At 63.2% G+C, this 19,597-nt stretch carries 17 protein-coding genes; all 17 read right to left on the bottom strand.

The features are described 5' to 3' along the window. Positions 1-415: 415 nt before the first annotated feature. Positions 416-1,099, bottom strand: a complete 684-nt coding sequence (locus FJ490_RS12150) for an ABC transporter ATP-binding protein (RefSeq protein ID WP_181165304.1) — start codon at positions 1,097-1,099, stop codon at positions 416-418. After that, positions 1,096-2,382 carry a lipoprotein-releasing ABC transporter permease subunit gene (locus tag FJ490_RS12145; RefSeq protein WP_140495594.1) on the bottom strand — a complete coding sequence of 429 codons (1,287 nt, stop codon included), beginning with the start codon at positions 2,380-2,382 and terminating at the stop codon, positions 1,096-1,098. The genes FJ490_RS12150 and FJ490_RS12145 overlap by 4 nt, the downstream gene beginning before the upstream one ends. Continuing rightward, on the bottom strand, positions 2,379-3,707 hold the full coding sequence (gene proS / locus FJ490_RS12140) for a proline--tRNA ligase (RefSeq protein ID WP_140664608.1): 1,329 nt from the start codon (positions 3,705-3,707) through the stop codon (positions 2,379-2,381). Before proS ends, FJ490_RS12145 begins: the two co-directional genes overlap by 4 nt. Positions 3,708-4,338: 631 nt before the next feature. Continuing rightward, positions 4,339-4,623: a DUF1467 family protein gene (locus FJ490_RS12135; RefSeq protein ID WP_140728977.1), complete on the bottom strand. Its 285-nt coding sequence runs from the start codon at positions 4,621-4,623 to the stop codon at positions 4,339-4,341. Then, the gene (mce, locus tag FJ490_RS12130; RefSeq protein ID WP_140495591.1) at positions 4,620-5,024 is read right to left on the bottom strand and encodes a methylmalonyl-CoA epimerase; all 405 of its coding nucleotides are present in this window, start codon (positions 5,022-5,024) and stop codon (positions 4,620-4,622) included. The genes FJ490_RS12135 and mce overlap by 4 nt, the downstream gene beginning before the upstream one ends. Before the next feature lie 110 nt (positions 5,025-5,134). Further along, positions 5,135-6,805 carry a ribonuclease J gene (locus FJ490_RS12125; protein WP_140495590.1) on the bottom strand — a complete coding sequence of 557 codons (1,671 nt, stop codon included), beginning with the start codon at positions 6,803-6,805 and terminating at the stop codon, positions 5,135-5,137. 94 nt (positions 6,806-6,899) lie between these two features. After that, positions 6,900-7,721: a biotin--[acetyl-CoA-carboxylase] ligase gene (locus FJ490_RS12120; RefSeq protein WP_140516406.1), complete on the bottom strand. Its 822-nt coding sequence runs from the start codon at positions 7,719-7,721 to the stop codon at positions 6,900-6,902. Between the two features lie 4 nt (positions 7,722-7,725). After that, entirely contained in the window at positions 7,726-9,162 is a 1,437-nt protein-coding gene (gene nuoN / locus FJ490_RS12115; RefSeq protein WP_140495588.1) for an NADH-quinone oxidoreductase subunit NuoN, read from the bottom strand. Between the two features lie 19 nt (positions 9,163-9,181). Continuing rightward, positions 9,182-10,687, bottom strand: coding sequence for an NADH-quinone oxidoreductase subunit M (locus FJ490_RS12110; RefSeq protein WP_140495587.1), 1,506 nt, complete (start codon positions 10,685-10,687; stop codon positions 9,182-9,184). Next, positions 10,687-12,660 carry an NADH-quinone oxidoreductase subunit L gene (nuoL, locus tag FJ490_RS12105; RefSeq protein WP_140767659.1) on the bottom strand — a complete coding sequence of 658 codons (1,974 nt, stop codon included), beginning with the start codon at positions 12,658-12,660 and terminating at the stop codon, positions 10,687-10,689. The genes FJ490_RS12110 and nuoL overlap by 1 nt, the downstream gene beginning before the upstream one ends. Before the next feature lie 10 nt (positions 12,661-12,670). Continuing rightward, complete coding sequence (gene nuoK, locus FJ490_RS12100; protein WP_019858930.1) at positions 12,671-12,979, bottom strand: NADH-quinone oxidoreductase subunit NuoK; 309 nt, start codon at positions 12,977-12,979, stop codon at positions 12,671-12,673. Position 12,980: 1 nt separating this feature from the next. After that, complete coding sequence (locus FJ490_RS12095) at positions 12,981-13,601, bottom strand: NADH-quinone oxidoreductase subunit J (protein WP_140728978.1); 621 nt, start codon at positions 13,599-13,601, stop codon at positions 12,981-12,983. Positions 13,602-13,827: 226 nt separating this feature from the next. Then, complete coding sequence (nuoI, locus tag FJ490_RS12090; protein WP_140495584.1) at positions 13,828-14,319, bottom strand: NADH-quinone oxidoreductase subunit NuoI; 492 nt, start codon at positions 14,317-14,319, stop codon at positions 13,828-13,830. Next, on the bottom strand, positions 14,319-15,362 hold the full coding sequence (gene nuoH, locus FJ490_RS12085) for an NADH-quinone oxidoreductase subunit NuoH (protein WP_140553632.1): 1,044 nt from the start codon (positions 15,360-15,362) through the stop codon (positions 14,319-14,321). Before nuoH ends, nuoI begins: the two co-directional genes overlap by 1 nt. 2 nt (positions 15,363-15,364) lie before the next feature. Continuing rightward, entirely contained in the window at positions 15,365-17,446 is a 2,082-nt protein-coding gene (gene nuoG / locus FJ490_RS12080; RefSeq protein ID WP_140521141.1) for an NADH-quinone oxidoreductase subunit NuoG, read from the bottom strand. Between the two features lie 73 nt (positions 17,447-17,519). Continuing rightward, positions 17,520-18,215, bottom strand: coding sequence for an NADH-ubiquinone dehydrogenase (locus tag FJ490_RS12075; RefSeq protein WP_140495581.1), 696 nt, complete (start codon positions 18,213-18,215; stop codon positions 17,520-17,522). A gap of 75 nt (positions 18,216-18,290) precedes the next feature. Further along, positions 18,291-19,595, bottom strand: a complete 1,305-nt coding sequence (nuoF, locus tag FJ490_RS12070) for an NADH-quinone oxidoreductase subunit NuoF (RefSeq protein WP_140495580.1) — start codon at positions 19,593-19,595, stop codon at positions 18,291-18,293. Positions 19,596-19,597 lie beyond the last annotated feature (2 nt).

Here is a 19,597-nt window from a genome sequence, read left to right as displayed (position 1 = left end):
TTGACGGCGCGGGACCTATCAACAGGTCAGGAAGATGTCGGCGACGCTATCGTCAGTTAGCGTATGGGATGAGCGCCTGCTGCCCTCAATCTCAGTCGAGACAATAGTGGGTAAGCTACGACTGCCGAGTGATGACGTGAGGCAACACCAAGGCGCCAATCAAGCTGATCGCTGGCGAAAGCGCATGAGGCAAGGCCGCCGGTGGCGCCTCTCGCGCAACTTTGTAACCCTGGCTGCTCATCCTGGTGATGACCGCGATCTCTTCCGCCCTGATCGCACTGAAGGCTCACTGGCGGTTCTGATCCAGAGGACTCCCGGAGGGATCAGTATCCCCGAAGGCAAACTAAACCCGCGGAAATCTCGCTGGACGTTGTTAAGGTTGAACCCAATCTCGCAGCGGACATCGAGGTACCCCTTAGAGCGGCACCACCTTGCCCTCGGCCAGGGTGACCCGCCGGTCCATGCGCGCTGCCAGCTGGTGATTGTGGGTGGCGATCAGCGCCGCGAGGCCGGATTGCCGCACCAATGCCTCCAGCGCCTCGAACACATAGGAGGCAGTGACCGGGTCGAGATTCCCGGTGGGCTCGTCCGCCAGCAGCACCAGCGGCGCATTGGCGACCGCGCGTGCGATTGCCACGCGCTGCTGCTCGCCGCCCGACAGTTCGGACGGCCGGTGCGATGCGCGCTTGCCGATCTGCATATAGTCGAGCAGCTGCGCCGCGCGCTCGGCCGCCTCCTTGCGCGGCAGACCTTTGATGAGCTGCGGCATCATGATGTTTTCCAGCGCCGAAAACTCCGGCAGCAGATGGTGGAACTGGTAGACGAAGCCGACATCGTTGCGGCGGATCGAGGTGCGCTCGTCGTCGGATAGCCGGCCGCAGGCCCGGCCGGAGAGAATCACGTCGCCGGCATCGGGCCGCTCCAGGAGCCCTGCCGTATGCAGCAGCGTCGATTTGCCGGTGCCGGACGGCGCCACCAGTGCCACCATCTCGCCGCGCTTCAGCGAGAAGTCCGCGCCGTTCAGAATGGTGAGCTTGCGCGGTCCCTGGACATAGTGCCGCTCGACGCTCTTCAACTCGATAATGGCCTGCGCCATCATTCGTACCTCAGCGCTTCGACCGGATCGAGGCGGGCCGCCCGCCATGCCGGAAACAACGTCGCCAGGAAGGACAGGCCGAGCGCCATGATGACGACATAGGTCGTCTCGCGCGGATCCATCTTCGCCGGCAACTGGCTGAGGAAATAGAGCTCCGGATTGAACAGCACCTTGCCCGTCATCCAGGAAAAGAACTCGCGGATCGATTCGATGTTGAGGCAGATGACCACGCCGAGCAGCACGCCGGCGATGGTGCCGGTGACGCCGATCGCCGCGCCCGTCATCAGGAAGATGCGCAGGATGGCGCCGCGCGAGGCGCCCATGGTGCGCAGGATGGCGATGTCGTGCCCCTTGTCCTTCACCAGCATGACCAGCCCGGAGATGATGTTGAGCGCCGCCACCAGAACGATCAGGGTCAGGATCATGAACATGACGTTGCGCTCCACCTGCAGGGCGGAAAAGAAGGTCTCGTTGCGCTGCCGCCAGTCGACGAGGTCGATGGGTCGCTGCGCCGCCTCTTCCACCTTCGGTTTCAGCGCGTCGACATCATCGGGATTGTCGACATAGATCTCGATCGTCTGGGCTCGCCCATCCATGTTGAAATAGAGCTGCGCCTCGGAAAAGGGCATGTAGACGATGGAGGCGTCATATTCCGACATGCCGACTTCGAAGATCGCCGCGATCTTGTAGCCTTTCATGCGCGGCGTCGTGCCGAGCGGCGTCACGTCGCCGTCCGGCGAGATCAGCGTGATCGTGTCGCCGAGCGCTAGGCCGAGATTCTCCGCCATGCGCTTGCCGATGGCGACGCCCTCGCCCGTGTCGAAATCGGCGATCGAGCCCTGCTTGATGTTGTTGGCGACGATGGCAATCTTGCCCAGGTCCTCGCCCCTGATGCCGCGCACCAGCGCGCCGGAGCCGCCGCCGACATTACCTTGCGCCAGCACCTGGCCGTCGATCAGCGGAATGGCGTATTTCACGCCGGCCACGCCGTTGATGCGGCCGGCGACCTGCGCATAGTCCTCAAGCGGCGAATCCAGCGGCTGCACGATCAGATGGCCGTTTACGCCGAGGATGCGGGTGAGCAGCTCGGCCCTGAACCCGTTCATGACGGCCATCACCACGATCAGCGTCGCCACTCCCAGCATGATGCCGAGGAAGGAGATCGAGGCGATGACCGAGATCACCGTCTCCTTGCGTCGCGAGCGCAGATAGCGCCACGCCACCGTGCGTTCGAAGATGGAAAACGGTCCGGCGCCTGCCGGTCTCGCTGCCGCCGCCTCGCTCATGCGGCGGCACCGAAGCGTTTTTTCGCATCGGCGATCGGCAGCGTCACGCGCTCGCCGGTCTTGCGGTGCTTGATCTCGACCTCGCCGGCGGCCACGCCGCGCGGTCCGACGATCACCTGCCAGGGCAGGCCGATCAGGTCGGCGGTGGCGAACTTGCCGCCCGGCCGCTGGTCGGTGTCGTCATAGAGCACATCCTTGCCGGCGGCAGTGAAAGCTGCGTTGAGTTCATCGCAGACGCGGTCGCAATCGGCATCGCCGGCTTTCATGTTGATCAGGCCGATGTCGAACGGCGCCACCGCTTCCGGCCAGATGATGCCGTTCTCGTCATGGCTGGCTTCGATGATCGCCGCAACCAGCCGCGACGGGCCGATGCCGTAGGAACCGCCGGAAGCGAAATGATCCTTGCCGTCGGGCCCGGTCACCTTGGCGCCCATCGGCTTGGAGTATTTCTCGCCGAAATGGAAGATATGGCCGACTTCGATGCCGCGCGCCGAAACCTTGTCGCTGTCGGGAACCTCAGCCCAGGCCGCTTCGTCATGCATTTCGTCGGTCGCGGCGTAAGGCGTCGTCCAGGTCTTGACGATGCCTGATATCTCGGCGTCGTTGGAGAAATCGGTGTTGGCTCCGGGCACGCCGAGCGACAGATAATCGCGATGGCAGAACACCTGGCTCTCGCCGGTGTCGGCCAGGATGATGAATTCATGGCTGAGATCGCCGCCGATCGGACCGGTGTCGGCCCGCATCGGGATCGCCTGTAGGCCCATGCGGGTGAAGGTCCGGAGATAGGACACGAACATCCTGTTGTAGGCGGCTCTCGCGCCTTCGAAGTCGAGATCGAAGGAGTAGGCATCCTTCATCAGGAATTCCCGGCTGCGCATGACGCCGAAGCGCGGCCGCACCTCGTCGCGGAACTTCCACTGGATGTGGTAGAGGTTGAGCGGCAAGTCCTTGTAGGACTTTACATAGGCGCGGAAAATCTCGGTGACCATTTCCTCGTTGGTCGGGCCGTAAAGCATGTCGCGGTCCTGGCGGTCCTTGATGCGCAACATCTCCTTGCCGTAGTCGTTATAGCGGCCGCTTTCGCGCCAAAGGTCGGCCGACTGGATGGTCGGCATCAGGATTTCCAGCGCGCCGGCGCGATTCTGTTCCTCGCGGATGATCTGGCAGACCTTGTCCAGGACCCGTTTGCCCAGCGGCAGCCAGGAAAAACTGCCCTGCCCCTGCTGGCGGATCATGCCGGCGCGCAGCATCAGCCGATGCGAGACGATCTCCGCCTCGCGCGGATTCTCTTTGAGGATGGGCAGGAAATAGCGCGACAAACGCATGGACTGGTCCGTGAATGAGGAGGCCGCGCCAGAATCGGTGCGACGCAGGCTTGCTTGCCCCGGCTTCATAGCCATTTCATGGCGCAATGGGAACCCGGACGCATCGACCCGGAAATCGGAAATTCAGCTTTCGAACGGCGTGGCGCGCGGAATGAAAACGTTTTGAGCACCCCTCGCGCGCGCCGCGAATGCTGGACGATCGAAGGAGCCACGGTTGCATAAAACGCCCGGCTGGTGGTTTCCCAAGCAAAGCCTGCCGTACTATTGTGCAGTGCAGCACGAGAATGCCCGTTTCAAGGCAAAATTCTTCGTGACATTTTCATTTCCGTTGGGCTAATGTGCCCCGATAACCGAGAGAGCAGAGAAAAATCTGTTCTCCTACGCGGTCAAAGTCTTGGGAGGATGCGATCTAGGCGCGGTTACTCGCTGCCGCCGGAAACCGGAAACAGATCGGACGCGTTTAAATTGCAAGGCCTTGTGCCTTGCATTTTTTTTGTGCAATCACCTGCTTAGCGCAATGCGTTGCCAAACCACCTTACCCTGCGTCATGATTTTTGAAGCCTGAACAGATGAGCCGGCGCCGAATGGCGGCATGACCTCGCCCGAAGCGCAAGAGCCGGTTTGAATGCTGCTATTTTGCCGTGGCCTGGCCGAATTCCGGCACGATGTGCGGGATGTCGTTGAGGCTATATCCCAGCCCGTGCGTCAGGCCGTAGAAAATGCCCATGAGCACCGCCGTGGCGACGGTGGTGCGGGTCACCGCACGCAGCATATGTGGTCCGCGCGGCGCGCTCGGCACCGTGCCCAGCGTCACGTCACGATCGTCATCCTGCGTCCTGACGCTGAACGGCAGAACGGCAAACAGCACCACCCACCAGGTCGCGAAAAACAGTGCGGTGAACGAAACCCAGCTCATGGTTGCTCCAGTTCGATCAGCGTGCCGAAGAAATCCTTCGGATGCAGGAACAGCACAGGCTTGCCATGCGCGCCGGTCTTCGGCTTGCCGTCGCCCAGAACCCGGGCGCCGGCCGCCTGGAGCCGGTCCCGCGCGGTAAGGATATCGTCGACCTCATAGCAGAGATGGTGCATGCCGCCCGACGGGTTCTTCTCGAGGAAAGCCGCGATCGGCGAACCCTCGCCGAGCGGCTCCAGCAACTCGATCTTGGTGTTGCCGACATTGACGAACACCACGGTGACGCCATGCCCGGGCAGCGCCTGTGGTTCGCTCACTTCGGCGCCTAGCGTGTCGCGATAGCAAGCGACAGCCGCAGCCAGATCCGGCACCGCAAGCGCGACATGGTTCAGGCGTCCAAGCATAGAGCGCTCCGCTTTAGGGGAGTAAGGGAGTAGGGAAACAAGACAGAAGAAAAGCAACGGCTCATTCTCCCCTACTCCCCTACTGCCTTATTCCCCTATTCCCCTATTCGTCACCGCGTGACAAATACAGTCACCAGCGGTTTCTTGCCCCAGGCTTCGTTGGCGGCGCCACGTACGGCACGGCGTACCGCCTCCTGCACCAGATCGAGGTCTTTTCGGCGCTGACGGGGGATGGAGTCCACCGCGCCGATTGCCGCATCGATCATCAGGTCCTCCAGCGTCTCGCCTCTGGCGTCGGCCTCGGCGACGCCGATTGCGACCAGATCGGGATCGCCGGCGAGCTCATACTTCTCGTCCAGCACCACATTGACCGCGACATGGCCGGCAAAGGACAGTTTGCGACGGTCGCGAATGCCCATCGCCTGGTCGGTGCCGATCAACCTGCCGTCCTTGTAGATGCGGCCGAACGGCACCTGGTCGATGATCGTGGCAGGGCCGGGAGCAAGCCGCAGCATGTCGCCGTCGCGCACCTGCGCCACCTGGCCGATGCCCGACGTCGACATCAGCGAGCCCTGCGCCACCAGATGCGCGGCCTCGCCATGCACTGGAACGCCGATCTGCGGCCGTACCCATTCATACATCTTGCGCAATTCGCTGCGCCGCGGATGGCCGGAGACATGAACCAGCGCATCGCCGTCCTCGATGATCTTGATGCCGAGATCGACGAGGCGGTTCTTAATTTCGAGGATCGCCTTCTCGTTGCCGGGAATGGTGCGCGAGGAAAACACCACCGTGTCGCCGGCCGTCAGCGACACCGACTTCATCTCGTCGCGCGAGAGCTTGGCAAGCGCCGCCAGCGGCTCGCCCTGGCTGCCGGTGCAGATGACGACCAGGTTTTCGCGCGGAATGAAGCCGAAATCCTCCTCGGCGATGAACTCAGGCAGACCGTCCATGTAGCCGAGTTCGCCGGCGACATCGATGACGCGCTTCAGCGACCGGCCGAGCACCAGGCACTGACGGCCGGCATCGCGCGCCGCCTTGGCGATGGAAACGATACGGCCGACATTGGACGAGAAGGTGGTGACGGCGACGCGGCCCTTGGCGGCCTGGATAACCCCTTTCAGCCCCTCGCCGACCGCGACTTCCGATGGCGATTCGCCTTCGCGCATAGCATTGGTCGAATCGCAGACCAGCGCCAGCACGCCCTTGTCGCCATAGGCGCGGAACCGTGCTTCGTCGGTCTTGGGTCCGATCGTCGGCGCCGGGTCGATCTTCCAGTCGCCGGTGTGGATGACGGTGCCTGCCGGCGAGGTGATGGCCAGCGACATCGGTTCGGGAATCGAATGCGCGACCGGGATCGCCTCGATTTCGAACGGACCGACAGTGAATTTTTCGCCCGCGCGGTAGATGGTCAGCGGGATCTTCGGCGCGCCCTGCTCGCCCTGGCGCTTGGCTTCCAGCAGCCCGGCGCTGAACGGCGTCATCCACACCGGCGCCTTGAGCCTCGGCCAGATATCCAGCAGCGCGCCATAGTGGTCCTCATGCGCGTGGGTGATCACGATACCGCGCAAATTGGCGATGTTCTCTTCGATGAAGCGCGTGTCGGGCAGGATCAGGTCGACGCCCGGATGCGCCGCGTCGGGAAAGGTGACGCCGACGTCGATGACGATCCATTCGCGCGCGCTCGGCGGACCATAGCCGTAGAGAGCGAAGTTCATACCGATCTCGCCGACGCCGCCCAGCGGCACGAAGACGAGTTCGGCGTTTTCCGCTTTCGCCATGATTTTTTCCTTCCTGGCCCTCAGGCCAAGCCATTGAAGCAATTCCGGGAAAAGTCTGTAACGGTTTTCCGTCTGGAATTGCGCAAAAACAAAACTATACCCGGGCGGATGCGACCGCGCCGAAATGCACATCGCCGGCGGCGATCGTCAAAACCGAGCCCTCATCGTCGCGGATCACGAAACGGCAGTCCTCGTCAATGGTCTCGAACACCCCGCGCACCACATTACCGTCAATTCTGACAGCAACCTCGCCGCCAAGCCCTGCCGCGCGTGCCAGCCAGCGCCGCCTGACGGCGGCAAGTCCCCGCCCGTCGTCCCACAGGCGGGCATTCTCGCTCCAGGCATCCGACAGCGCCAGGAACAGCGTTTCGGCATCGCATGCCGCACCCAGTGCGTGAAGCGACGTCGCGGGATACGGCAAATCCTCAGGGTACGCCACAACATTGACGCCGATGCCGACCGCCACCGCGAAACGGCCGCCGTCCAGCATGGCCGATTCCAGCAGGATGCCGGCGAGCTTGGCGCCGGAGGCGAGCACGTCGTTCGGCCATTTCAGCTCGAAACGGTTCTTGCCTTCATTGCCGCCGTCGAGGCCGATGGCGATCCGGCCCGCCGGCACCACGGCGTCGAGCGCATCGGCCAGCGCCAGGCCGGCGACGAAACCGAGCGTCGCGGCGAGGCGAAGCTCGCCCCCGGTGAGGACGAGCAGCGTCGCCGCCAGATTGCCCTCGGGTGTCGCCCAGACGCGGCCGCGCCGCCCGCGCCCGCTTTCCTGTTTCTTGGAAACGACCCACAATCTGCCGGGGTCGCCGGCCCGGGCGTGATCCAGCGCCAGCGCATTGGTGGAGCCGACGCTGTCATGCGCCTCCAGCCGGAATCCTTCCGACGCCGAGGTTGGAGCCAGCCGAAATGCCATCCCGTCAGAAGAATGTCTTGGCGGCGGCTTCGGCATAGGTGCCGATCGGACCGCCGATCAGCACATAGAACAGCACGAAAGCGCCGGAGACACCGAGTACGAGGCGCAATTCACTGGCCATCGGCACGAAGCCGCCGACCGGTTCGTCGAACCACATGATCTTGATGATGCGCAGGTAATAATAGGCGCCCACTACCGAGGCCAGCACGCCGATGATCGCCAGCGCGTAGAGGTTGGCATTGATGGCGGCGAGAAAGACGTACCACTTCCCCCAGAAGCCGGCGAGCGGCGGGATGCCGGCCAGCGAGAACATCAGGATGGTCAGGATCGTCGCCATGATCGGGTTGGTCGAGGACAGGCCTGCCAGGTCGCTGATCTGCTCGACATTGCCTTCCTTGCGCCGCATGGCGAGAATGAAGGCGAAGGTGCCGAGCGTCATCACCAGATAGATCAGCATGTAGATCGCGACGCCGCGCACGCCGGCCTGGCTGTTGGCGGCAAGGCCAACCAGCGCGTAGCCCATGTGGCCGATCGAGGAGTAGGCCATCAGGCGCTTGATGTTGGTCTGGCCGATCGCCGCGAAAGAGCCGAGCGCCATCGAGGCGATGGAGATGAAGACGATGATCTGCTGCCAGTCGGAAGCGATCGGCTTGAACGCGCCCATGGTGACGCGCACGATCAGCGCCATAGCCGCCATTTTGGGTGCCGCCGCCAGGAAAGCCGTCACCGGTGTCGGCGCACCCTCATAGACGTCGGGCGTCCACATGTGGAACGGCACCGCCGAGATCTTGAAGGCGAGGCCGGCCAGCACGAAGACCAGGCCGAAGACGAGGCCAAGCTGGCGCTCTCCGCCGCCCAGCGCCGTCGCGATCTCCTGGAACCCGGTGTTGCCGGTATAACCATAGACCAGGCTGATGCCATAGAGCAGCATGCCCGACGACAGCGCGCCGAGGACGAAGTACTTCAGGCCCGCCTCGGTCGAGCGCAGGTTCTCGCGGTTGATCGCGCACAAGACATAGATCGCCAGCGACTGAAGCTCGAGGCCGAGATAGAGCCCGATCATGCCGTTGGCGGAGATCATCAGCATCATGCCGAGCGTGCACAGAAGGATCAGCACCGGATATTCGAACTTGTCGAACCGCTCCGCCCTGGCGAAGCGCATCGACATGATCAGCGTCACCGCCGAGCCCACCAGCGCCAGCAGCTTCATGAAGCGGGCAAAGGAATCCTGGATGAAGGCATTGCCGTAGGCGCTGCCCTGCCCGGTGGAGAAGATCAGCCAGGCGCCCGATATCACCAGCACGGCAACGGCAAGGCCGGTCACGGTGTTGGCGGTGTTGGCGCGCGAATAGGCCCCGACCATCAGCAGCGCGAGCGCGCCGATGGCAAGGATCAGCTCGGGCGTCGAGAGCGACAGGCTGGAGAGAAGGTCCGGCGTCATGGTTCGCAAAACCCCTGGGTCAGTTCGCCGCCGCGGTCTGCGCGGCGCCGATGGATGCGGTGACATTGGTGACGAGCGACTTGACCGACTGGGCCGTCGCGTCGAAGACGGGAGCGGGATAGACGCCGAAGAAGATGACCAGCACAACCAGCGGATAGATGATCGCCTTCTCGCGTGTCGACAGGTCGAGCAGGCCCTTGAGGCTGTCCTTGGTCAGCGCGCCGAAGATCACCCGGCGGTAGAGCCAAAGCGCGTAGGCGGCCGACAGGATGACGCCGGTGGCAGCGAAGAACGCCACCCAGGTATTGACCCGGAACACGCCGAGCATGGTCAGGAACTCGCCGACGAAGCCTGACGTGCCCGGCAGGCCGACATTGGCCATGGTGAAGATCAGGAACACGGTGGCGTATTTCGGCATGTTGTTGACCAGGCCGCCATAGGCGGCGATCTCACGCGTGTGCATGCGGTCATAGATGACGCCGACGCACAGGAACAGCGCGCCCGAGACCAGGCCGTGGCTGAGCATCTGGAAGATCGCGCCCTGCACGCCTTCCTGGTTCATGGCGAAGATGCCCATGGTCACGAAGCCCATATGGGCGACCGACGAATAGGCGATCAGCTTCTTCATGTCCTCCTGCATCAGCGCCACCAGCGAGGTGTAGATGATGGCGACGACCGAAAGTGCGAAGACCAGCGGCGCGAACATCTCGGAGGCCAGCGGGAACATCGGCAAGGAGAACCGCAGGAAGCCGTATCCGCCCATCTTCAACAGAATGGCGGCCAGGATCACCGAACCGGCTGTCGGCGCCTCGACATGCGCATCCGGCAGCCAGGTATGCACCGGCCACATCGGCATCTTCACCGCGAAGGAGGCGAAGAAGGCGAGCCACAGCCATGTCTGCATGTTGGCGGGGAAATTGTGCGTCAACAGCGTCGGGATATCGGTCGTGCCGGACTGGTAGAACATCGCCATGATGGCGAGCAGCATCAGCACCGAGCCGGCGAGCGTGTAGAGGAAGAACTTGAAGGAGGCATAGACGCGGCGCTTGCCGCCCCAGACGCCGATGATGATGAACATCGGGATCAGGCCGGCTTCGAAGAAGACGTAGAACAGCACGATGTCGAGCGCGCAGAACACGCCGATCATCAGCGTTTCGAGCAGCAGGAAGGCGATCATGTAGGCCTTGACGCGCTTCTCGATCGCTTCCCACGACGCCAGGATACAGAGCGGCATCAGGAATGTGGTCAGAATGACGAACAGCATCGAAATGCCGTCGACGCCCATATGGTAGGAGATGCCGGAATCGAGCCAGGCGACCTTCTCGACGAACTGGAAGCCGGCTTGCGAATTGTCGAAGCCGGTCCAGATGAACAGCGAGACGATGAAGGTGAACGTCGTCGTCAGCAGCGCGATGGCGCGGATGTTGCGGCGTGCGTTTTCGCTGTCGTCGTTGATGAACAGGATGAGCAGCACACCAACCAACGGCAGGAAGGTGACCAGCGAGAGAATTGGCCAAGCGGTCATCAGAGCATCATCCAGGTGACGAATGCGGCAACGCCGATCAGCATGGCGAAGGCATAGTGATAGAGATAGCCGGTCTGCAACTTGACGACGCGGTTGGTGACATCGACGACGCGTGCCGAAATGCCGTCAGGCCCGAGACCATCGATGACGGTGCCGTCGCCGGTCTTCCACAGGAAGGAACCGAGGCGTTTGGCCGGCCGCACAAAGAGGAAGTCATAGAGCTCGTCGAAATACCATTTGTTGAGCAGGAAGGCATAGAGCCCGCGATGCTGGGCGGCCAGATTGACCGGCATTTCCGGCGAGCGGATGTAGAACTTCCACGCCAGCGCCAGGCCGATCAGCATGGCGATGAACGGCGACAGCTCGACCCATAGCGGCAGTTCGTGAATGTCGTGCAGGATGTGATTGTCCGGCAGTGTGAACAGCGACGCCTTCCAGAATTCGGCATAGCCTTCGCCAATGAAGGCACCGTGGAAGATGATGCCGGCAAACAGCGCGCCCGCCGCCAGCACGAACAGCGGCACCAGCATCACCGGCGGCGATTCATGGACATGGTGCATCACCTCATGGCTCGCCCGCGGCCTGCCGTGGAAGGTCATGAAGATCAGCCGCCAGGAATAGAAGGAGGTGAAGCCGGCGGCGATCACCAGCAGCACGAAGGCGAGGCCCGCCACGGAATTATGCCCGGCAAAGGCCGTCTCGATGATGGCATCCTTGGAGAAGAACCCGGCGGTGCCGATAACGGTGACCGGAATGCCGACGCCGGTCAGCGCCAGGGTGCCGATTACCATCATCCAGTAGGTCGTCGGGATCAGCGTCCTCAGGCCGCCCATCTTGCGCATGTCCTGCTCGTCGGAAACCGCATGGATGACCGAGCCCGAGCCGAGGAACAGCAGCGCCTTGAAGAAGGCATGCGTGAACAGGTGGAAGATCGCCGCACCATAGGCGCCGACGCCGAGCGCCACGAACATGTAGCCAAGTTGCGAGCAGGTCGAATAGGCGATGACGCGCTTGATGTCGTTCTGGACGAGGCCGACGGTCGCCGCGAAGAAGGCGGTGAAGGCGCCGATGAAGGTCACCACCGTCAGCGCCGAATGCGACAGCTCGAACAGCGGCGACAGCCGCGCCAGCATGAACACGCCGGCCGTCACCATGGTGGCGGCATGGATGAGCGCCGAGACCGGCGTCGGGCCTTCCATGGCGTCCGGCAGCCAGGTGTGCAGCGGCACCTGCGCCGACTTGCCCATGGCACCCATGAACAGCAGCAGGCAGACGATCGTCATCGCTGCCTGCTTATCCAGCGCATAACCGAGGAAGGTCAGCACCGCAGCACCTTGCGGGGCGCCTTCAGCCGGGATGAACGTCGCCGCATTGGCGAAGATGGTGCCGAGATTGACCGAGCCGAACAGCACGAACACGCCGAAGATGCCGAGCGCGAAGCCGAAATCGCCGACGCGGTTGACGACGAAGGCCTTGATGGCCGCGGCGTTGGCCGAGGGCTTCTTGTACCAGAAGCCGATCAGCAGGTAGGACGCCAGGCCCACCCCTTCCCAACCGAAGAACATCTGCACGAGGTTGTCGGCCGTCACCAGCATCAGCATGGCGAAGGTGAACAGCGACAGATAGGCAAAGAAACGCGGCCGGTTCGGATCGTGGTGCATGTAGCCGATCGAGTAGATATGGACCAGCGCCGACACGGTGTTGACCACCACCAGCATGACCAACGTCAGAGTGTCGATCCTGAGCGCCCAGGACGCCTCCAGTCCGCCGGACTGGATCCAGCGCAGCACCGGCACGGTGAACACCTCGCCATGGCCGAAGCCGACGGTGAAGAAAGCAACCCACGACAGCACCGCCGCGATCACCAGGAAGCCGGAGGTGATGTATTCGGACGCCTTGGCGCCGAGCGACGTGCCGAACAGGCCGACGATCAGGAAGCCGAGCAGCGGAAGGAAGACGATGGCCTGGTACATGGTGGTTCCGTCAACCCTTCATCATGTTCACGTCTTCGACCGCGATCGAGCCGCGGTTGCGGAAGAAGACGACGAGAATGGCAAGTCCGATGGCGGCCTCCGCCGCCGCGACCGTCAGCACGAACAGCGCGAACACCTGGCCGACGAGGTCGCCGAGAGCCGCCGAAAAGGCGACGAAATTGATATTGACCGCAAGCAGGATCAACTCGACCGACATCAGGATGACGATCACGTTCTTACGGTTCAGGAAGATGCCGAACACGCCGAGCGTGAAAAGGATCGCCGATACGGTCAGATAATGTGCGATGCCGACGACCATCTCAGACTCCTTCGCCCGACTTGACCTTGCGGATTTCCATGCCCGTCGCCGCCGTGCGGGCGACCTGGGCTGTGATCGACTGCCGCTTGACCCCTTCCTTGTGGCGCAGCGTCAAAACGATGGCACCGATCATGGCCACCAGCAGCACGAGGCCCGAGATCTGGAAGTAGTAGAGGTAGTCCGTATAGAGGATGTCGCCGAGCGCTGCCGTATTCGAGCGCGCCGCGAGATCGGGAATCGGCTTCGATACCGTCGAGGCGAGCTGCGGCGCGAAGGTATAGCCGCCGAGCACCACGATCAGTTCCGCCGCCAGGATCAGTCCGACCAGCGCGCCGATCGGCGCATATTGCAGAGCGCCCTCCTTCATCTCGGCGAAGTCGACGTCGAGCATCATGACGACGAACAGGAACAGCACCATGACAGCGCCGACATAGACGACGAGCAGGATCATCGCCAGGAACTCGGCGCCTGTCAGCATGAACAGGCCGGCGGCGTTGAAGAAGGTCAGGATCAGGAACAGCACCGAATGCACGGGGTTGCGCGACGAAATGACCATGAACGCCGACGCCACGGCGACAAAGGCGAAGAGGTAGAAAAAGGCCGCCTCTAGTCCACTCAGCATTGGGGTTCCCCCGGGTTCCTGTCCAAACAGGACGTTCGTCCTGTTTGTTGTCTGTGGCTTCGTTCCGCCTCCGGTGCGAAGCCGCGTTGTCCTAGCCCATGTTCCAACCGGGTTGAAAGACCCGGCGCAAAGAAACATGGGCAACTCTGAAGTCCTGAGGGATGACCTTGCCTGAAATGCTTCGGGTCATCCCCGGACAAGGGCCCTCGCCCCTGTCCATGCGATATCAGCGGTACGGTGCGTCCAGCGAGATGTTGCGCGCCAGTTCGCGCTCCCACCGGTCGCCATTCGCCAGCAGTCTGTCCTTGTCGTAGTAGAGTTCCTCGCGCGTCTCGGTCGCGAATTCGAAATTCGGCCCCTCGACGATGGCGTCGACCGGGCAGGCTTCCTGGCAGAAGCCGCAATAGATGCACTTCACCATATCGATGTCGTAGCGCACGGTACGGCGCGTGCCGTCGTTGCGGCGCGGGCCGGCCTCGATGGTGATGGCCTGCGCCGGACAGATCGCCTCGCACAATTTGCAGGCGATGCAGCGTTCCTCGCCATTGGGATAACGGCGCAAGGCATGCTCGCCCCGGAAGCGTGGGCTCACCGGCCCTTTCTCGTGCGGATAATTGATCGTCTCCTTCGGCGCGAAGAACTGGCGCATCGACAAGAAGAAGGCGCTGACGAAATCCTTCAGCAGCAGCGATTTGGCGGCCTGGGACAGAGCGGACATCACGCAAACCCCGTGATCTTGAGGAAGGCGGCGGTCAGCACCACCATGAACAGCGAGATCGGCAGGAACACCTTCCAGCCAAGCCGCATCAGCTGGTCGTAGCGGTAACGCGGCACGAACGCTTTCACCATGGAGAACATGAAGAACATCAGGCAGATCTTGAGCACGAACCAGATCACCCCCGGCACCCAGGTGAAGGGCGCGAAGTCGAACGGCGGCAGCCAGCCGCCGAGGAACAGGATGGTGGCCAACGCGCACATCAGCACGACGGCGACGTATTCGCCGAGGAAGAACAGCAGGAACGGCGTCGACGAATATTCGACCATGTGGCCGGCGACCAGTTCCGATTCGGCTTCGACGAGGTCGAAAGGCGGGCGATTCGTCTCGGCCAGGGCCGAGATGAAGAAGATGACGAACATCGGCAACAGCGACAGCCAGTGCCAGTCGAGGAACGTGTTGGGCAGGCCGAGCTTGGTGCCGAGCCCATCCTGCTGCGACAGCACGATGTCGGACAGATTGAGCGAACCGACGCAAAGCAGCACGGTGACGATGACGAAGCCGATCGAGACCTCGTAGGACACCATTTGTGCTGCCGAACGCAGCGCCCCGAGGAACGGATATTTCGAATTGGACGCCCAGCCGCCCATGATCACGCCATAGACCTCGAGCGAGGAGATGGCGAAGACATAGAGGATACCGACATTGACGTTGGCGACGGCCCAGCCCTGGCTGACCGGAATGACCGCCCAGGCTGAGATCGCCAGAACCGCCGATACCAACGGCGCCAAAAGAAACACGCCCTTGTTGGCGCCGGACGGGATCACCGGCTCCTTGAAGACGAACTTCAACAGATCGGCAAAGGCCTGCAGCGTGCCCCAGGGGCCGACGACGTTCGGGCCGCGGCGAAGTTGCACCGCCGCCCAGATCTTGCGGTCGGCATAGAGCAGGTAGGCGACGGCGATGAGAAGCACGACGATCAGCACGACCGACTTCAACACGATGATCAGCGCCGGCAGCACGTAAAAGGAGAAGAAGGTGTCCATGCTTATTCCGCCGCCTGCTTGAAGCCGCTCTTGGCCAGCGCAGAGCACTCCGCCATCACGGCAGAGGCCCGCGCGATCGGGTTGGTCAGGTAGAAGTCCTGGACCGGCGACGTGAACGTGCCCTTGTTCAGCCGTCCGCTGAGCTTCGCCACATTGGCGATATCCTCGGCATTGCCCGCAGCAACCTGGTCGATGCGGGCAAGATGCGGGTACTCGCCGTAGAGTTTAGCGCGCAGCTGCGGCAGTGAATCAAACGGCAACTTCTTGCCCAGTACATCCGACAATGCCCTGATGATGGCCCAATCCTCGCGCGCGTCGCCCGGCGCGAAGCCGGCGCGGTTGGTCTGCTGCACGCGCCCTTCCGTGTTGACATAGGTGCCCGACTTCTCGGTGTAGGCAGCGCCCGGCAGGATGACGTTGGCGCGGTGCGCGCCGGCATCGCCATGGGTGCCCACATAGACCACGAAAGCGCCGCCGGTCTTTGCCATGTCGATTTCGTCGGCGCCCAGCAAGAACAGCACGTCCGTCTCGCCCAGCATGCCGGCGACGTTCCTGCCGCCCTCGCTCGGCACGAAGCCAAGGTCGAGGCCGCCGACGCGTCCAGCCGCATTGTGCAGCACGGCAAAGCCGTTCCAGTCCGCGCGCGCGGCGTTCACGGCCATGGCGAGCTTCGCTGCCTGGCCGAGCACCGCCGCGCCATCGGGGCGTGCCAGCGCGCCCTGGCCGACGATGATGAGCGGATGCGTGGCCTTCTTCAGCACCTGGAAGAACTTGCCATCACCGTCGGCCAGATCCTTGAGCGATTCCGGTCCTGCGCCCAGCAGTTCGTAGTCATAGCGTGTATCCCCGACATCGCCGATGACGCCGACCGGCAGATTGCCGACCCGCCAGCGCTTGCGGATGCGGGCGTTGAGCACCGAGGCTTCGAAGCGCGGATTGGCGCCGATGATCAGCACCGCGTCCGCCTGTTCGATGCCTTCGATGGTGGGGTTGAAAATGTAGCTTGCCCGGCCAAGCGACGGGTCGAGCGCGGCGCCGTCCTGGCGGCAATCCATGTTCTTCGAACCGAGTGCGGCCATCAGGAGCTTCAGCGCGTAGATTTCCTCGACCGCGGCAAGATCGCCCGCTATGGCGCCGATCTTCTCGGGCGTAGTCTTCGACACGGCGTCCTTGATCGCCGTGAAGGCCTCGGCCCAGCTCGCCGGGACCAGCTTACCGTCCTTGCGTACATAGGGCCGGTCGAGACGCTGCGTGCGCAGGCCGTCCCAGATGAAGCGGGTCTTGTCGGAGATCCACTCCTCGTTCACCGCCTCGTTGACGCGCGGCAGGATGCGCATCACCTCGCGGCCGCGGCTGTCGACGCGGATCGCCGAGCCGACGGCATCCATGACGTCGATGGATTCGGTCTTGGTCAGTTCCCACGGCCGTGCCTGGAAGGCGAAAGGCTTGGAGGTCAGCGCGCCGACGGGGCACAGGTCGATGACATTGCCCTGCAGCTCCGAGGTCATCGCCTGCTCGAGATAGGTGGTGATCTCGGCATCCTCGCCGCGGCCGATCAGGCCGAGTTCGGAAATGCCGGCAACCTCGGTGGTGAAGCGAACGCAGCGCGTGCAGTGGATGCAGCGGTTCATCACCGTCTTGACCAGCGGGCCGATATACTTGTCTTCGACCGCGCGCTTGTTCTCGTGATAGCGCGAGGAATCAACGCCGAAGGCCATCGCCTGGTCCTGCAGGTCGCATTCGCCGCCCTGGTCGCAGATCGGGCAATCCAGCGGATGGTTGATCAGCAGGAATTCCATCACGCCTTCCCTGGCCTTCTTGACCATCGGCGTGTTGGTGAAGATTTCCGGCGCTTCTCCGTTCGGACCGGGACGCAGGTCGCGCACGCCCATGGCGCAGGACGCTTGCGGCTTGGGCGGCCCGCCCTTCACCTCGATCAGGCACATGCGGCAATTGCCGGCGATCGACAACCGCTCGTGGAAGCAGAAGCGCGGCACTTCCGCGCCCGCGTCCTCTGCCGCCTGCAGCAGCGTGTAATGGTCGGGTACAGTGATTTCTTTCCCGTCGACCTTGAGCTTTGCCATTCGCCTCAAACCTCTGCGGATTTCCCGCAATCTCATTTCCCGGGCGCGACAGACGCGGCGCCCGGCATTTCACTCACTTCTTCGCGGCCAGCACAGCCGCCTGGGCAATCCAGTCGTCGCGCACGATACGGCCGTTGAACGACAGGTAGTCGTCGACCCAGGCGATCTCTTCGGGCGACCAGTCGGCGATCTGGCGGAACGTCCATATGCCGAGCCCGTTGAGCACCGTCTCCAGCTTCGGGCCGATGCCCGATATCTTCTTGAGATCCGAAGGCTTCGCCGGCCTCTCGATAGCCTTGGGCTGCCGGAAATCCTCGGGCAGCAGCACATCCGAAAGCTCGTCCGCTGACCGCCCCGCCTGTGCCGCCGGCACCGTGGTGGCGGCCTCCCTGGCGGCAATGTCGGTGACTTCCTGCGCGAAGGACTGCGCCTCCGCAATCAGGGTCTTGGCCGTCGCCCGCGCTCTGGTGGATGAAAGGCTCGCATCCTCGAATTGTTCCACGCGCGCCTCGAAATCCTCGATGAGCGGCTGCATGAGGCGTTGCGACGCCTCGGCTGCGCCCGACAGCGCGCCCAACCAGACGCCGAAAGCGTGGTTGGCGAGCCCAAGTCCCAGAGCCGACATCGCCGCCGCGCCCGCGACAGGGTGCGCCAGAAGGTTGACGGCGCCGGCCATCTCCTTCGGCATCATCCTGGTCAGGTCCTGGTTCATCTTCTCGATCTGGTCCAAATTGGGCATCAACGGGTGGGGTGTCGAATACGGCGCCATAGAATTCTCCTGGTCGTTTCTTCGTTCGCCCCGCCCCGTTCTTCTCGCTCCGGGCTATCGCCATTCAATGCTTCTCTATTCCGCCGCCACCAACACCGGCTCGGCCCGGTGCGCGTTGCGCGAAAACTCGTCGATGCGCCGCTCCACCTCGCCGCGGAAGTGCCGCATCAGGCCCTGGATCGGCCAAGCGGCCGCGTCGCCCAGCGCGCAGATCGTGTGGCCTTCGACCTGCTTGGTCACGTCGAGCAGCATGTCGATCTCGCGCTTCTGCGCCTCGCCGCGCACCAGCCGTTCCATCACCCGCCACATCCAGCCGGTGCCTTCACGGCACGGCGTGCATTGGCCGCAGCTCTCATGCTTGTAGAAGTAGGACAGCCGCGCGATGGCTTTGACGACATCGGTCGACTTGTCCATGACGATGACGGCCGCCGTGCCGAGGCCGGATTTGAGGTCGCGCAGCGCGTCGAAATCCATCGGCGTATCGATGATCTGCTCGGCCGGCACCAGCGGCACCGAGGCGCCGCCAGGAATGACCGCCAGAAGATTGTCCCAGCCGCCACGGATGCCGCCGCAATGCGTCTCGATCAGCTCGCGGAACGGGATCGACATCGCCTCTTCGACGGTGCACGGATTGTTGACGTGGCCGGAGACGCAGAACAGCTTGGTGCCGACATTGTTGGGCCGGCCGAAGGATGAGAACCAGGCCGCGCCCCGACGCAGGATCGTCGGCGCCACAGCGATCGATTCGACGTTGTTGACCGTCGTCGGGCAGCCATAAAGGCCGACATTGGCCGGAAATGGTGGCTTCAGCCTGGGCTGGCCCTTCTTTCCCTCGAGGCTTTCGAGCAGCGCCGTCTCCTCGCCGCAGATATAAGCCCCGGCGCCATGGTGCATATAGACGTCGAAATCGTAGCCTGAAGTGTTGCCCTTGCCGATCAGCTTGGCCTCATAGGCCTCGTCGATGGCACGCTGCAGCGCCTCGCGCTCGCGGATGAACTCGCCGCGCACATAGATGTAGGCCGCGACCGCGCCCATGGCGAAGCCGGCGAGCAAGGCGCCTTCGACCAGCGTGTGCGGATCGTTGCGCAGAATGTCGCGGTCCTTGCAGGTACCGGGCTCGGATTCGTCGGCATTGATGACGAGATAGCTCGGCCGGCCGTCACTCTGCTTGGGCATGAACGACCATTTCAAGCCGGTCGGGAAACCGGCGCCGCCGCGGCCGCGCAGGCCCGACGCCTTCATCTCGTTGACAATCCACTCGCGCCCCTTGGCGACGATGCTGGGCGTGTTGTCCCAGGCGCCTCGCGCCATTGCGCCGGCCAGCGACTTGTCGAAGAGGCCGTAGATGTTGGTGAAGATGCGGTCTTTGTCCTGAAGCATTG

Source organism: Mesorhizobium sp. B2-5-11 (genome assembly GCF_006440835.1).
In the GTDB taxonomy this organism is placed as follows: domain Bacteria; phylum Pseudomonadota; class Alphaproteobacteria; order Rhizobiales; family Rhizobiaceae; genus Mesorhizobium.
Note: the sequence above shows the minus strand (reverse complement) of the source record. Positions and strands in the feature narration are given on the sequence as shown.

Bases quoted from the DNA above. Each gene is read 5' to 3' on its own strand.
- FJ490_RS12150 (WP_181165304.1), bottom strand. From the start codon at position 1,099: ATGATGGCGCAGGCCATTATCGAGTTGAAGAGCGTCGAGCGGCACTAT.
- FJ490_RS12110 (WP_140495587.1), bottom strand. From the start codon at position 10,687: ATGACCGCTTGGCCAATTCTCTCGCTGGTCACCTTCCTGCCGTTGGTT.
- nuoH (WP_140553632.1), bottom strand. From the start codon at position 15,362: ATGGACACCTTCTTCTCCTTTTACGTGCTGCCGGCGCTGATCATCGTG.
- nuoG (WP_140521141.1), bottom strand. From the start codon at position 17,446: ATGGCAAAGCTCAAGGTCGACGGGAAAGAAATCACTGTACCCGACCAT.
- mce (WP_140495591.1), bottom strand. From the start codon at position 5,024: ATGCTTGGACGCCTGAACCATGTCGCGCTTGCGGTGCCGGATCTGGCT.
- nuoI (WP_140495584.1), bottom strand. From the start codon at position 14,319: ATGTCCGCTCTGTCCCAGGCCGCCAAATCGCTGCTGCTGAAGGATTTC.
- FJ490_RS12095 (WP_140728978.1), bottom strand. From the start codon at position 13,601: ATGCTGAGTGGACTAGAGGCGGCCTTTTTCTACCTCTTCGCCTTTGTC.
- FJ490_RS12075 (WP_140495581.1), bottom strand. From the start codon at position 18,215: ATGGCGCCGTATTCGACACCCCACCCGTTGATGCCCAATTTGGACCAG.
- nuoL (WP_140767659.1), bottom strand. From the start codon at position 12,660: ATGTACCAGGCCATCGTCTTCCTTCCGCTGCTCGGCTTCCTGATCGTC.
- nuoF (WP_140495580.1), bottom strand. From the start codon at position 19,595: ATGCTTCAGGACAAAGACCGCATCTTCACCAACATCTACGGCCTCTTC.
- FJ490_RS12125 (WP_140495590.1), bottom strand. From the start codon at position 6,805: ATGGCGAAAGCGGAAAACGCCGAACTCGTCTTCGTGCCGCTGGGCGGC.
- proS (WP_140664608.1), bottom strand. From the start codon at position 3,707: ATGCGTTTGTCGCGCTATTTCCTGCCCATCCTCAAAGAGAATCCGCGC.
- nuoN (WP_140495588.1), bottom strand. From the start codon at position 9,162: ATGACGCCGGACCTTCTCTCCAGCCTGTCGCTCTCGACGCCCGAGCTG.
- FJ490_RS12145 (WP_140495594.1), bottom strand. From the start codon at position 2,382: ATGAGCGAGGCGGCGGCAGCGAGACCGGCAGGCGCCGGACCGTTTTCC.
- nuoK (WP_019858930.1), bottom strand. From the start codon at position 12,979: ATGGTCGTCGGCATCGCACATTATCTGACCGTATCGGCGATCCTTTTC.
- FJ490_RS12135 (WP_140728977.1), bottom strand. From the start codon at position 4,623: ATGAGCTGGGTTTCGTTCACCGCACTGTTTTTCGCGACCTGGTGGGTG.
- FJ490_RS12120 (WP_140516406.1), bottom strand. From the start codon at position 7,721: ATGGCATTTCGGCTGGCTCCAACCTCGGCGTCGGAAGGATTCCGGCTG.